The 14,655-nt window shown below is 45.3% G+C and carries 11 protein-coding genes; 7 read left to right on the top strand and 4 right to left on the bottom strand.

Translation table 11 applies throughout. The annotated features are described in order from the left end of the window. Positions 1 to 12 precede the first annotated feature (12 nt). The 6 genes from PSHG_RS21535 (at position 13) to gtfA (ending at position 5,956) form a co-directional block, all read left to right on the top strand. Complete coding sequence (locus PSHG_RS21535; RefSeq protein ID WP_010277575.1) at positions 13 to 912, top strand: carbohydrate ABC transporter permease; 900 nt, start codon at positions 13 to 15, stop codon at positions 910 to 912. Positions 913 to 916: 4 nt separating this feature from the next. Next, positions 917 to 1,771: a carbohydrate ABC transporter permease gene (locus tag PSHG_RS21530; RefSeq protein WP_010277571.1), complete on the top strand. Its 855-nt coding sequence runs from the start codon at positions 917 to 919 to the stop codon at positions 1,769 to 1,771. 53 nt (positions 1,772 to 1,824) lie between these two features. Beyond that, positions 1,825 to 2,661: an MBL fold metallo-hydrolase gene (locus PSHG_RS21525; protein WP_010277567.1), complete on the top strand. Its 837-nt coding sequence runs from the start codon at positions 1,825 to 1,827 to the stop codon at positions 2,659 to 2,661. A 21-nt stretch (positions 2,662 to 2,682) separates the two neighbouring features. Continuing rightward, positions 2,683 to 3,396, top strand: coding sequence for a metallophosphoesterase family protein (locus tag PSHG_RS21520; RefSeq protein ID WP_010277563.1), 714 nt, complete (start codon positions 2,683 to 2,685; stop codon positions 3,394 to 3,396). A gap of 121 nt (positions 3,397 to 3,517) precedes the next feature. Beyond that, complete coding sequence (locus PSHG_RS21515) at positions 3,518 to 4,474, top strand: carbohydrate kinase family protein (protein ID WP_010277559.1); 957 nt, start codon at positions 3,518 to 3,520, stop codon at positions 4,472 to 4,474. A 12-nt stretch (positions 4,475 to 4,486) separates the two neighbouring features. Further along, a complete protein-coding gene (gene gtfA, locus PSHG_RS21510; RefSeq protein ID WP_010277556.1) occupies positions 4,487 to 5,956 on the top strand; it encodes a sucrose phosphorylase in 1,470 nt (489 codons plus the stop codon). Between the two features lie 96 nt (positions 5,957 to 6,052). On the opposite strand, the gene PSHG_RS29610 is transcribed toward gtfA, so the two are convergent. The 4 genes from PSHG_RS29610 to PSHG_RS21490 all read right to left on the bottom strand — a co-directional run bounded on the left by PSHG_RS29610 (position 6,053) and on the right by PSHG_RS21490 (position 12,431). After that, complete coding sequence (locus PSHG_RS29610) at positions 6,053 to 7,306, bottom strand: copper amine oxidase N-terminal domain-containing protein (RefSeq protein ID WP_010277554.1); 1,254 nt, start codon at positions 7,304 to 7,306, stop codon at positions 6,053 to 6,055. Between the two features lie 290 nt (positions 7,307 to 7,596). Continuing rightward, positions 7,597 to 8,565 carry a cation diffusion facilitator family transporter gene (locus PSHG_RS21500; RefSeq protein ID WP_010277552.1) on the bottom strand — a complete coding sequence of 323 codons (969 nt, stop codon included), beginning with the start codon at positions 8,563 to 8,565 and terminating at the stop codon, positions 7,597 to 7,599. 723 nt (positions 8,566 to 9,288) lie between these two features. Beyond that, positions 9,289 to 10,302, bottom strand: a complete 1,014-nt coding sequence (locus tag PSHG_RS21495) for an SGNH/GDSL hydrolase family protein (RefSeq protein WP_010277550.1) — start codon at positions 10,300 to 10,302, stop codon at positions 9,289 to 9,291. Positions 10,303 to 10,964: 662 nt separating this feature from the next. Further along, the gene (locus tag PSHG_RS21490) at positions 10,965 to 12,431 is read right to left on the bottom strand and encodes a catalase (RefSeq protein ID WP_010277546.1); all 1,467 of its coding nucleotides are present in this window, start codon (positions 12,429 to 12,431) and stop codon (positions 10,965 to 10,967) included. 987 nt (positions 12,432 to 13,418) lie between these two features. On the opposite strand from PSHG_RS21490, the gene PSHG_RS21485 reads away from it, so the two are divergent. After that, entirely contained in the window at positions 13,419 to 14,546 is a 1,128-nt protein-coding gene (locus tag PSHG_RS21485; RefSeq protein WP_081505223.1) for a DUF4236 domain-containing protein, read from the top strand. Positions 14,547 to 14,655 lie beyond the last annotated feature (109 nt).

The raw sequence follows: 14,655 nt of genomic DNA, 5'->3' as shown, positions 1-14,655 counted from the left end.
TAGGTAACAAACATGAAGAATAAACGCTCGAACCGTATAGCTGACGGACAGGCAACGGCAGCCTGGCTGTTGAGCGCCCCGTCCTTGATCATTATCATCATTTTTATGATCATCCCTTTTGCAATGTCCATAGTGTATTCGTTTACGAATAAAATGCTTGTGGCTAATCCCAATAACCCGCTTCAGTTTGTCGGTCTTAGCAACTATATTCGGGTATTTACGAATGAAACTGCTGTTCAGGCTTTTGCTAATACAGCTTTTTTTGCGCTTCTTTTTGTCCCCTTCACCGTCGTGATATCCACGATCCTGGCCGTATTTGTAAACCGGTCTATTAAAGGAATTGGAATCATCCGCCTGATCTATTTCAGTCCGCAAATTGTATCCCTAACTGTTGTCGCCGTCATTTGGGCGTTTATTTTTTCGCCGAGTGCGGATGGATTGCTTAATTCCATACTGCAATCCTTCGGTATAGAAAGTCAATTGTGGCTCAAAGATCCGAAGCAGGCCATGTACAGTATTGCTGTCATGTCCATATGGCAAGCGGTTGGCATGCAAATGATCATTATACTTGGAGGACTTCAGTACATTCCTGAAGAGATATATGAAGCGGCCAAAGTGGACGGGGCTAAAAAGTGGCAGTCCTTTCTGCTTATCACTGTGCCCATGCTCAGAAATACCTTGAATTTCGTCATTATTACGAATACGATCGCAGCGTTAAAGCTGTTCACCCAAGTATTGATGTTAACCGAAGGCGGTCCGCAGAACAGTACGAATACGGTTGTTTATTTTATGTATAATGTAGGATTTTCCAGAAACCAGATTGGGTACTCATCCGCTATGGCAGTTGTATTTTTTGTAATCGTGCTTATCATTTCCTTGATTCAGAACAAAGTCATTACGAAAGGAGAATAACCAGGTGCATTCAACAGCTTCGAGTTTTGGCAAAGGTACAAGAACCTTTCTAATGTATGCCTTATATTTTGCGATTGCCATTATCTTTGTAGGACCGATGATCTATTTGTTCGTGGCCTCACTTAAGCCGGATAATCAGATTGTCGCCGACATGTCTTCAATTAAAGGATTTATTCCATATGGAGACCTGAGCCTTCAAAATTATATCAACGTGTTCAAGAAAATGGACTTTATGAAATATTTTATGAATTCCTTAATCTCTTCTTTACTGGTTGTGCTGTTGGGCACATTGGTAAATTCCATGATTGGATACTCTCTGGGCCTGCTGCAGTTTAAAGGCAAAAATCTGGTCGTAGCCATGATTATCGCTTTGATGATCATTCCTTCCGAAGCGGTTATTATCAACCGGATGCTTGTAGCTACAGAGCTGAATATGCTGAATACGATGTCGGTTCTCGTCATTCCCGCTTTAGCTTATCCGGTATATGTATTTTTGTTCTACAATCATTTCAAAGGAATTCCGAAAGAGCTGCTGCAGGCGGCTGTTATCGACGGATCAGGGTATATCAGAAGCTTTTGGACGATCATGCTGCCATTGTCCAAGCCGATTTTGGCCACAGTCGGAATCATGACCTTCATCAGACGCTGGGGAGATTTGATCTGGCCTACGTTGGTAACTAGAGATGATACCTATCGTACCCTGCCCCAAGCGATGAGATCCTTATATTCGGATGCTTATACGTACTGGGGTGAAATCTTTGCTTTTGGCTCCATGGTGACTATTCCGACGTTAATTATTTTCCTGGTTTTCCAGAAGCAATTTATCCAATCGTTAGCCTCATCAGGTATAAAAGGATAACATTAAAGGACAGCACATAGAAGATTTAGATGATTTGAATAAGGAGTACTCGAATGAAATTACAATATTTAGGTACAGGGGCTTCCGAAGCGTTCCCTGCATTGTTTTGTGAGTGCGATGTATGTGTAAGGGCGCTGAAGGCTGGCGGAAAAAATATTAAAAGACGCTCTTCCATGCTAATTAATGACAAGGTGTTGATAGATGTCTCGCCGGATTTATATATGCAGAAACTGGAGTATCAATTGAATTTGGCCAAGGTGGAAAGCATCGTAGTTACGCATGCAGATGAGGACCACTTTGATGTGTTCTCTCTAATGCTGCGGGGCAAGCCGAATTACTGCCAGATCAACTATGCAGAAGGCGGAGTAGAGCAAGTTCAGGTCTATGGCAATGAGACGGTGGAAGCCCTCTATAAGAAAGGTGTAAATAAGAAACTAAAAGGCTACCAGGAACAGCTGGCCTATCACCGGGTCAACCCCTTTCAACCATTCACGGCTTCCAACATGGTGTTTACTCCCTTGCTGGCCAATCATCGATTAGATGAACAGTGTTACATTTACATGATCGAATGCGAAGGCAAGCGAATCCTGTATGCCAATGATACGGATGCGATCGATGAAATCAATTATGAAACAATAAAAGGCAAACGTTTCGACCTCGTCAGCATGGACTGTGCCCGGGGAATATTGCCTGGAGACGGCCATATGGGACTTGGTGAAAATAGGGACATGAAACGCAAGCTGCAGCAATATCAATGCGTTGGCCCGCAAACCCGTTACTTACTGACCCATATCTCACATATGTGCGGAATGACGCATGATGAGTTGCAAATGGAGGCGGCCAAATATGAATTCGAAGTGGCCTACGATGGTTTGACTATTGAAATTTAGGATAGAGGGTGAAGGATTTATATGAAAGCCTTAATTATTTCAGATATTCATAGTAATGTATATTCCCTTGAAGCCATTATCAAACAGGAACCGGATTATGATGTTATTTATTGCGCCGGAGATCTGGTGGATTATGGTCCGTTTCCGGGAGAGGTTATTGAATGGATTCAGAAACATAATGTCCATTGTGTGAGAGGGAATCATGACGACATCATCATTGACGTATACCGTAATGGTCATAATCTGCATACGATTCCTGAAGAACAATCCAAATGGGCGCATCATAATGCACGGCTTTTGGGGGAGGAAGAAATTTCATTTTTGGAAAGCATCCCGGAATTTATCACTTTCGAAATGGATGGCTGCCACTATAGCATGAAGCATTTGTACAAGGATTATTTGACAATAGACAGCTTGCCTAAATTCAACGATTTGTGGAGCATCTGCAATCCTTCTATGGAGAGTGGGGAAACTGCACAAAGAAGGTTCATATTTGGTCACACGCATCGCCGCTGTATCCATTATTTGAGCGATAACACCCTATGGTTGAATCCGGGGAGCGTCTCTTACCGCCGGCCTGATGATCCTACTAAGACAGCACATTACTGTACGATTACAGATGGAAACATAGCTTTGAAAAGCGTTTCCTATGATCGAACCCCTTTATTGGAAGCAACCCGCAAATTGAAGCTAAGGGAAGATGAAATGAAAGTAGCCTATGTTTTTTTCGGGTAAAAGCTCTTAATGTGAGCCGTTGCCGCTCGGATGATGCTTAAAGTTCAGGTAGGTAGTCGTGGAGAAAACGATGCTGCATATGCAGAAAGCCTTCCTTCGATAATGGATAGGTGGGAATAAAATGATCAATTTTGATAAAAAAATAGAGCTTGCAGAAAAAAGCATAGATATTTTCGCGATAGGAGATCTGCTCATCGATATGATTTCCTCTGAATATGATGATCTTGCCGGATGCGATACGTATAATCGATTTTTCGGCGGATCTCCATCTAATATTGCGATGAATGCCCATAAACTTGGTGTTCGTTCCCTCGTTGCTTCCGCAGTCGGGAAAGACGGGTTAGGGAAATTTTTGATTAATCATTTGCAAACGACCGGAATTGACACAAGCTGCATACAGCAGGTGGAGCATTCAACCAGTATGGTTGTAGTGACGAAAAGCAAAACGACTCCTATTCCAATTTTTTATAGAGGAGCCGATTATCATCTGCAATATAATGACAACCTTCGTGAAGCTTTGCTGAACTCCAGAATGGTTCATTTCTCATGCTGGCCGATTTCCAGAATGCCCGCGCGCAGGACGATAGAAAGAGTGCTGGCTGAGGCCCGGACTCATCATATTCTGATTGGTTTCGATCCCAACTATCATCCTATGATCTGGCAAAGCGGGGAGGATGGCGTTGATTACGTCAAATCTATCATTAAGCAAACGGATATTGTCAAGCCTTCCGAGGATGATGCAGAAAGGCTGTTCGGCAAAGACACTCATGAAAATCAGATAGAGAAGTTTCTGGAGTTAGGTGCGAAGCTTGTGATTATGACATTGGGAGCAGAAGGGGCTATCGCATCAAATGGCAAGGAGTCAATCACTTTCCGTTCCTACGCCGATGAGGTTGTCGATACGACTGGAGCCGGAGATGCTTTCTGGGCAGGATTTTATTCGGCCTTAGTAAAGAGATTCAGTGTTCGGGAAGCGATTGAATTGGGCTTTGCCGTGAGTGCTTACAAGCTGAAATATACGGGAGCCGTCGTGGATTTGCCTAAGCTTGAGCAAATTAAAGAGATGTATGGATTGTAGGGGGAATGTGAGATGACAGTAAAAAATCAGGTGCAGCTGATTACCTATCCTGATTCCATGGGCGGCAATCTGAAGGTGTTGAATGAGGTGTTAACCGAGCATTTCTCGGATGTCTTTAAGGGCGGCGTACATATTCTGCCGCCGTTCCCTTCCTCAGGGGACAGGGGGTTCGCTCCGTTAACCTATCTGGAAATTGAGCCTCAGTTTGGGGAATGGCAAGATATCCGGGCGATAGGGGAACGGTTTGATGTGCTGGTGGATCTGATGGTTAATCATATTTCAGCGCAGTCTGTCTATTTTCAGGATTTTCTCCAAAAGGGCCGCCGGTCACCCTATGCCGATCTGTTTATTACTTTAGACAAGCTTTGGGAAGACGGGAAACCGGTACAATCCGATATTGAAAAAATGTTTTTACGTAGGCCTTTGCCCTATTCTGCTTTTGAGATTAGGGAAGACGGAAGCCAGGAAACCGTATGGACCACGTTTGGGAAAACGGACCCCTCCGAGCAGATTGACCTGGATATCCGATCGGAGCAAACCAAGCAGCTGTTTATCGATTTTTTTGCCAATTTTAAGAGAAACCATGTCAAGATTGTCAGGCTGGATGCCGTTGGCTATGTAATAAAAAAATTGGGGACCAGCTGTTTCTTCGTTGAACCGGACATCTATGAATTTTTGGATTGGATCGCAGGTATAGCCGCTCAATTGGATATCGAGCTTCTTCCGGAGGTCCACTCTCATTACTCGGTTCAATACAAATTAGCGGAGCGCGGTTTCTGGATTTATGACTTTATTTTGCCTTATCGCATTCTGGAGACGCTCATCAATAAATCCTCTGTTGAGCTTTGCCATTACTTAAAGACGCGTCCCGCCAAACAGTTTACGATGCTGGATTGCCACGACGGTGTTCCGGTGAAGCCTGATCTGGATGGATTAATAGATACGAAAGAAGCAAGGAAGCTGGTCGAGGTTTGTGTTGAAAGAGGATCTAATCTTAGCCTGATATTGTCGGAAGAGCATAAATCAGAGGATGGGTTTGACGTTCATCAGATCCGCTGCTCCTATTATTCCGTGCTGAATGAGGATGATGATGCTTATATAGCGGCGCGAGCTATCCAGTTTTTCACTCCCGGAATTCCACAGGTTTATTACGTAGGGCTGCTCGCTGGAAAAAATGACATGGAGCGTGTACGGGAGACCGGGGAAGGCCGCGAGATCAACCGGCATAATTATACTCTCGAAGAAATCGAGCAATCCCTCCAGCAGGAAGTGGTGCAGCGGCTGATCCAATTAATTCGCTTCCGCAATGAGTATGACGCATTCAACGGGCAGTTCGACGTCTTGGATTCGGCCGATGATGAAGTTCGGCTATCGTGGCAAAAGGAAGATAAACACTGTGAGTTGTTCATCGATCTGAATACAAATCAGTCCACGATCAAATATTCCGATGATCAAGGCAAGACGGTTTATTATAAACTTTAAAAAATATAATGAAGCGTCACGCTACGCGCTGACTTAGAGCCTTGAAAGAGCAAAAAGCGGAAAGGAGCTTCTTCCTTTCCGCTTTTTGCTTAGACATTATCGAACAATCAGCACCGTTTGTGAATTGTTATCCCAGAACACTTGTGAACCCATAGCTTCACTTACGAATCGGACAGGCACCATCGTGTTATTGTTGATGAGCTGAGCCGGAACGTTAAGCTGATGCGCCTGGCCATCGATATAAGCGATGTCGGAGCCGATCTGCAGCTTGATTTCCTTGCTTCCTCTAGTGGCGGTTACCGTCATCGTTTCCTGTTCCCACTCGATGCTTGCTCCCAGAGCTTCAAAAATAGCCCTCATCGGGACTACCACATTCCCCTCCAAATTAACGGGCGGCTGCTCAGTAGCCAAGCCTTTGCCGTCTATGGTGACTAATGTTCCTCTTTTAACGATCTCTTGCTTGCCAGTTTCATCATAGAATTGAACGGCTACTTGACTTGCATGGGTATCTTTGATCTGCATCTTGAGATTGTACAGACGATGATCCATCGTATAATTGGAACTGGTTTGAATGGCCAATTCCTTGCCATCCCCTGTATAAGGGGTGACTCTGGCGTTTATCCTTTGGGATTCGCCTCCATTTTTAACAACGGAAGTCAGCACAAGCTTTCCATCTTCAATATAGGTTCCACTTTCGACCAGGTAGGTTTGATCGTCGGTCAGCACGGTAAATTTAACGTTATGAATTTCGTTAACGGCATCCAGCTTAATTTTGAAAATCGAGGTGCGTTTGTCCATAACGAAATTATTGCTTCCTCTTACTTCTACAACTCTGCCGTTACTATTCGTAGCCGTAGCAACAACATTGATCACTTGCGATTTGCTGCCGTTTTTAACCGCTATAATGCCTTCCACATGGTCACTGTGAGCAACCGTTGTTTCCTTCAAAACCTTGTAAGGCTCATTGATCGGCTCAAGGGCTTCAATATCGACCTTTGCCAGCTCTTCGCCATGATCCATGGTCAATTGCAAAACTCTAGTATGTCCGCCCATAATAAATTCATCTTTTCTATTGATTTCAATGATTTCACCGAATTGATTATACCCGGTAACTAGCAGCGTGACGACTTCGCTGGATTCAACTCTTACGTCCGCGGTTACTCTCATTTTCCCGTCACTGATTTTGTGCTCAGAGCGCAGCAGCTCGATATTTGAGTCCGAGCTTGCAGTCGCCTCGATATTTGGGTCCGAGCTTGCAGTCACCGCCGGGACAGGGGCCGCCAGGCTGGCCAAGATTACTAACGCAACAAACCATCCGCTAATCGAACGCAATCTTCTTGATAAAAACATTCCTCTGTAATCCTCCTCTTGTTCCAATCACTTACCTTTTAAAGATACAACCCATTCAGTATACGTACATTCGAACTATAACTTAACGCAAAACTTTAGGGTGTGTAAATAGAAAAGAAGGCCCAAAAAAGAAGAGAACGCTCCCCATTATAATTAGCGAATTCAACTTCATTTTCAACAGCAGGTGGAAGAAAAAGGGTTTTTGTTGAAGAGTGTAGTTCCTATTGCCTATTACAGTGAAACAGCGGGAAATTAGACATGGGTGAAAGGGCTTATTAAAATGCATTCCATCAGTGATGGTGGTGAAGATGGTGATTTCCAGATGATGCAGCTTTCGCTTTACACAAAATCGAATCATCATGCAGATGGGCGGACGTTTCTAATTGAATCGTTATGTGGTGAATGTTTTTATGTTCAAGTTCATGTTCGATTCGACGCAGCATTTTCTCACTCTCGGCAATGGACATTTGATCATCTACAACGGCATGGCAGGAAAGTGTATTTAAGCCGCTTGTAATGGACCAAATATGCAAATCATGAACGCCTTGAATACCGTTTGTATTTTTGATGATTTGCACCACGTCCTCTACATTTACATTTTGCGGTGTGCCTTCCATCAAGACATGGAGCCCAGATTTCGTAACATTGTAGCCACTGCGTAAAACGAGTGCGGCTACAATGACACTGGCGAGCGGATCTGCCCAACCCCAGCCGAAAAATATGATGAGCAGTGCAGCAATAATGGCACCAATGGAACCAAGCATATCGCTAATCACATGCATATATGCTCCACGCATATTCAAGTTCTCCTCTACATCTCCACTACGCATCATTATCCACGCAACAAATATATTAACTAGTAAGCCAATAGAAGCAATGATTAACATTCCGGTTGAAGCAACTTCTGGCGGATTTTGAAAGCGCTGAATTGCTTCATAAAAAATATAAATCGCAATTAATACGAGTGTTACCCCGTTAAATACAGCTGCTAATATTTCAAAACGTTTATAGCCATATGTTTTGCTATAATTAGCGGCTTTTTCCCCGAGCGTAAAGGCCAATAAGGCAACCCCCAGCGAAATGGCGTCACTTAACATATGTCCTGCATCAGATAATAACGCAAGGCTATTGGTAACGAATCCTCCGATCGCTTCAATAATCATATATCCTGCAATAATAATAAAACTTATCATTAATGTCTTTTTATTTGCACCATGAGTATGGTTGTGTCCATGGTGATGTTCATGATTGTGTCCCATTTAAGTTCCTCCTGAATAGATGTTATGAAGCAAGTTCAATGGAATGCTTCAGGAAATTCATGTGAACGCTCGTCTTCCGAATTATACAGAGTTTGCCCTTCTCTTCTGTATTTGACTAATCTTCTAGATTTTCAAGAATCGCAATGGGTGTGAAATACGTGATTGTCCTAAGTTAGTCCCCGGAATATCATTGGGTCGCTTATATTTTTACCCCTTTATAATGGATTATATAATCTTATATTAATACATGAATATATATTCATGTATAGGTTATTATAATTTTCACTGGAAGTCAATTAAAAATCATTTTCGTTTACAAGTGCCAGCTTTGTGGCTTATTTACTTAGAGCAAGATTAAGAAGGAATGAGGCTTGAGCGGGTGGAGGGTTAGCAATAATAATGATGTACGTTTGATAGTTGGCCGTGTCAACTGTGCTGTTAATAGGAACTTGGTTAAATGGGGAAGTATGTGTAAATAGAAAAAATGTGGTCGACCGTCCGCCGTTCATGCAGCGAAACACCGCGCGCTGGGAGCTGCGCACGGTGCGAAAAAAGCCGATATTAGGGCTGTCTTTTATTACTTTTGATCCACGTACTCAAGTAGAGTGCTGCAATGCCCAAAATAAGGCCGTATCGTGCCTTGTCTTGCGAGCGCATTAGTGCTAACCCAAAATGGAAGCCCGTATCTATTTTTTTACACTTGTAATATAGTAGAGCATTTGTTTAACGACTGCCAATCCTGTACTGCTTGAGTAGTGGCTCCATTACAAGGCTGGAGTAGTTATCCCCCATGGTAACGTATCCAGGTCCGTTCGGATGAAGATCGTCCGGCAGATTATAGGCTTGCGTCTCATCAAAAATAGTCAGGCCGTGTACATAGTGTAAATGCTGATCTCCTAACGCCACCATGCTGTTCACTGCCTCTTGAATTTCCTGGCGCATTTCCATGAGCGTAAAACCGGCAGCGTTTTTATTTTCTTCTCTGGCAGGTGAGAAAATGGGCGACATCAAAGCAATTGGAGTGCCTGGGTGTTTCTCGCGGATGATTTGCACGAGGCCGATGACGGCTGCACGGAATGTGCGCGGGCTAAGCGTCGCCCCGCCGTACACGTTGATTCCGAGACACAGTGAAATGATATCGGCAGGCAGGTCTCGTATCATCCGTGCAACCATCGGTTCCAGATGGCAGTTGCCGGAATAGCCGAGGCAAGTCAAGTTCAGCCCATGGCGGCGCGCCACAAGGGCAGGCCATGTTTGAGCGGGGCTGAATGCATCGTTGCACTGCGTAATAGAGCTCCCGTAGGCAACCCATCTCGGACGGTTGTCCTGCTCTGGAATATACCAGCTGGCGCTGTCATCGATCGAAAGGGATTTCACAATTGTCGGGGCCTTTTGCGGTAAATAGATGTCGATGGTCTTGCTGCCATCCGCTAAATTCTCAAAAACGAAATAGGTTTCACCCGGACTCAACGGATGAGTTGCAATCAGTTCGTCTCCGATAACAAGATCGGCCTGTACGAGCACATCTGCTGGAGCCACTTCAACCTTGATCGAAGTCGTATCGCTGGCGAAACGAAGCCGCACACCGGCGGACATTTCCGCTTTGCCGTTGATTCCATCAGGCGGAAATAGCGAGAATTGAGTGTACGGTATACGCCAAGGCTTATATCCGCCATCAACCTTCTCTACCGAAATAGCGCCCTGAAACAACGATTCCGCAATGGATATCTGCTGCATGATTCGTTTCCCTCCTAAATGAATGGATGAGTAATACAATTTTCTGTGAAAATAAAACGCCCCGCATGATGAGCAATCTCGGGTATCGCGCCTCAATCCCATAACTTGCTACGAAATATCGTCTGAAACACTGGCCGCAGATGGCTGCAGGCCCTTAATAGCTTAAAGACTTTGCATTTGTACGACATCTCGTACAAAATGCAGGAAACAAGCCCGCGCAATCCTCGAACCCCGCCAACCTTGGCTATTACATGCTGGAGTTGTGGATGAGAATTCAATGGCATGACTGTTTTCGTATGTAAGCAGGCATTTATTGAACGAACGTAACGTCCATCTCCTAGTAGGGAAGGAAAAGAGCATACATTTATTATACTACCAAATGGCTTTAATAAAAGAATTCACTAGATAGAATTGCCTCCGTTAGTCAAGTCGAATGCACCAAGCGAGGCCGGATGCCGCAAAGAAAGTCAAGCGCACCGAGGCCCGTACTGCCGCAAGCCAAATGCAAACGCGCTAAAGAGAACGTGACGATACCTTATACTGCAAGCCGAGTCAAACAGACCAGGAGAGTCGGTATGCCGCTGCAGGCTGCAGCACAAAAAGCAAAAGCCAAGCGCCGAGAGGCCGTGGCCTTCGCACTTGGCTTTTTAGTGCCGTTTATGCTATTGCTGCTCCAGATGAGCGACATACTCGGAGATGTCTACTTTAAGGCTTTCAGCCAAGCGCTCCCCAAACTCACGGTCGGCACGATAGAAGTTGCATATAGCCAGCAGCTTGGTCCTTTCATGAACCTGGGATAGGTCAGCTGTCAGGTTGGCAATCAGATTGTTTTGTTCCTCCTGCGTAAAGCTGCGGTACGTGTCGCCGGCTTGGGCAAAATCATTGGTTTTGGCGATTTTTTGGCGGCCCGCGCTTCCTTTTAGCGGCATCGTGCTGTCTTTATATTCCGGCGCTTCTGATGGAGTCCCTTGATGGCGGTTAGGCTCATAGTTGATCGAAGAAATTTGCTGCCTGGTTTGCATCGCGCCGTCCCGCTGATTGTTGCGAACCGCTGCATACGGGCAATTCACCGGTATTTGCAAATAATTAGCTCCCAAGCGGTAGCGCTGGGTGTCCGGGTAAGAGAACAGACGGCCCTGCAGCAGCTTGTCTTCGGAAGCTTCAATTCCGTTGACTAGCGCGCTCGGAGAAAAAGCGGCCTGCTCCACCTCAGCGAAGAAGTTGTCCGGATTGCGGTTCAGCGTCATGGTTCCCACTTTTTGCAACGGCAGCAGATCTTCCGGCCAAACTTTGGTCGGATCTAGCGGATCAAAGTCATACGAATCAAGGTCTTCCGGAGAGAGGAGCTGCACGTATAGATCCCACTTTGGAAACTTGCCGGCTGCAATATGGTCATACAAATCACGTGTCGCATGATTAAAATCTTTTCCCTGTACCTCGGTCAATTCCTGGCTGTTAAAATTGCGAACGCCTTGCTGCGGCTTCCAATGATATTTAACGTATACCCAGTTGCCAGCCGAATTGATCCATTTAAAGGCATGGACACCAAAACCGTTCATTTGCCGATAATTGGCCGGTGTTCCGTAGTCTGACAGCAGCCAAGTCATCATGTGGGTAGACTCAGGGGTTAACGTCATGAAATCCCAATATCGGTCAGGAGATTGGATATTCGTATCTGGTGCTGGTTTGAGCGAGTGGACCATATCCGGAAATTTCAGTGCATCCCGAATGAAGAAGACGGGTAAATGATTGCCGACTATATCATAATTTCCTTCCTCTGTGTAAAATTTTACAGCGAATCCGCGGGGGTCACGCGCCGTTTCCGGAGAGCCCTGTCCGTGGATAACTGTAGAAAAACGGACGAATGCAGGTGTTTCCTTACCAACCTCGTTTAAAAAAGCGGCTTTTGTATAACGGTTCATAGCGTTCTCAACTACAAAAGTGCCGTGTGCTCCCGCTCCGCGTGCATGGACAACACGTTCAGGAATGCGTTCTCTATCGAAGTGGGCGAGCTTCTCAAGCAAATGATAGTCCTCGAGCAGAGTAGGGCCGTTTTGACCAGCCGTTCTGGAATTTTGATTGTCTCCAACCGGTGCCCCTTGATTCGTAGTTAATCTCTCGTTTCCCATGTAATAGATCACCTCATTAGATTAGTTTTTCAAAAATAAGCTGTCGATTATCTTGTGAATAACAGATTGGCAGCGGACAAATAGACGTTTGTGCACACCGTTTGAGTTCTGTTCAGATTCTAACGCTCGCAGTGGTCCTTATTTAGGCAAAAACAGGGGGAAAAAATAACGCTCGCCACCGTCCTTATCATGCTTTAAATCGCTGTTTTCCTGCCTCTTTGTCACAAATAAGAGCGAGGAGGAGCGTTAGAATTAAAAACCTGGCCTTTTCCGCCGAATAAGAGCAAGGGCGAGCGTTAGCGCAGTCCGTCTCGCGGAGCACCTTCCGGAGCACATGCGAAGCAGCACACAGCAGAGTCACGTGCAGAGCACCACTATAAGTACACGCTCAATTTCGCAGGATATTCGTCTGCGATGGTAATCACAATAATCGACAGTCTTACAAACTGAACTAAATTAGAACAGTTTCTAAATTAAAATAATTATAATTTAGTAGTAAATATAATATAACTTAATTAACCTTGTCAATCCAACAATTTTTTCCCGCTTTAATACAAGGCTTGACGGGATTATACATTATGCTGAAATATATAACCTTCAGCGAACTAATATGTGTTTTTTCAAAGATAGCTTTGTTCATCATTCGATCACATTACCAACCGCACCACCAGCAACCGCATAACCAACCGCCACCGCACCAGCAACCGCACCAGCAACCGCACCACCAGCAACACCCGTTCTCAGCAGCCTAAGCAAGACTGCCGGGCTAATTTGCAAGTGTAGCTGAAGGGTTGGAATTTTCCTATACCCTGCAACGAATCCTAAATTCTAGATACAAATCCAGAATTTTGGGAGGAAATTGCTTGATTTTGTAGAATTAGTACTTATTAACTATGGTTTCGCACGGAGATTGCGGGCAGGCCAGTTTTGCCCGGCCCTTGTGTAGCGGAACATAGGTATTTAAGACTAGCTTCGCCATGGAGGGAAATGATGAGAAAGGTTGGCAAACGAATAAAGCTTGCGCCGGGGATCCGGCTCAATTTGAATAAGAAGAGCGTAGGAGCCAGCATTGGCGGAGTGAAATTCCGCTATACCTATAATTCACGCACAGGCTCCAAATGGTCCGGTCAATTCCTGGGTAAGAACTGGTCGATACATTGGCCGGGGCTTCGCCTTGGCGGGAATGAGTCACAAGCGAGCCGCAAGCAGCGTGAGCTGAATAAGCGTGCGCTTGAGATTGGCAAGCTGGAAGAGAAGGAACAGGCGAGACTCGAAGTGGACATGTATGAGCTTGAGGTGGAGCGCCTGACTTCATTTCACCGGGAGAGCCACCCGGAAGTGCAGTGGAGTAACCTCGCAGACAGCGATCCTCCCTTTGAGAGGGATGAGCCGGGTCCTTTGGAGCGCGAGGCTCAACTAGCTTTGGATAGCTATAAGCCAGGATTTTGGCGGAGATGGTTTAGAGGCAAGGATCAAGCCTTGCAGCAGCTGAGGGATGGGCTGGCCAAGGCTCGCCAGGAAGATGAAAATAACTACAACAGCTGGCTGCAGGGGAAGCGGATAGCACAAGGTGTGATGGCTGGCCAGCTGCCCATATTTAAAGAGGTGATTCTACATGCCCTGGAGCCGAAGGAACTGACCGGGTCTACCGGGCATATGGAGTTTTTCCTAAAGAGTCACGAAGTGATCGAAGTGGTATGGGAAAGCTTGTCTGAGCGTGTGATTCCTACGGAAACCAAGACGTTGACCAAAACAGGAAAGGTTTCGGTGAAGAGCATGAGCAAGACGCAATTCTATTCCCTTTATCAGGATTACGTCTGCAGTGCGGTTTTACGCATGGCTTTGGATCTGTTTGCAATACTTCCCTTGGCGGTTGTGTACGTTCATGTCTATGAAGAGCGGGTGGCAACAGCAACGGGACATCGCTTTCAAGCCCCGGTACTTTCTGTTCAATTCGACCGGACCACTTTATTATCCTTGAATAAGGATGAGCTGGATCCCTCGGATGCCCTGAGTCAATTCGCACACAGGATGAGCTTTCAGCGGACGAGCGGGTTTCAGCCCATCGATATTTTAACGGCTTCTTCCGAAGCTTCCGGCACTTCTGCAGGCTAGTCGGTTTCTCGGCAAATGTACCCATTCACCTCTTCAGAGCTTCTTGAAGAGGTTTTTTTGTTTAGAGCTTGCAACAAAATGATTTCTTTTACGTAATGGTTTTTTAAAT

Source organism: Paenibacillus senegalensis JC66 (assembly GCF_000285515.1).
GTDB classification, from domain to species: Bacteria; Bacillota; Bacilli; order Paenibacillales; family NBRC-103111; genus Paenibacillus_L; species Paenibacillus_L senegalensis.
This window is presented reverse-complemented; position numbering and strand designations above follow the sequence as displayed.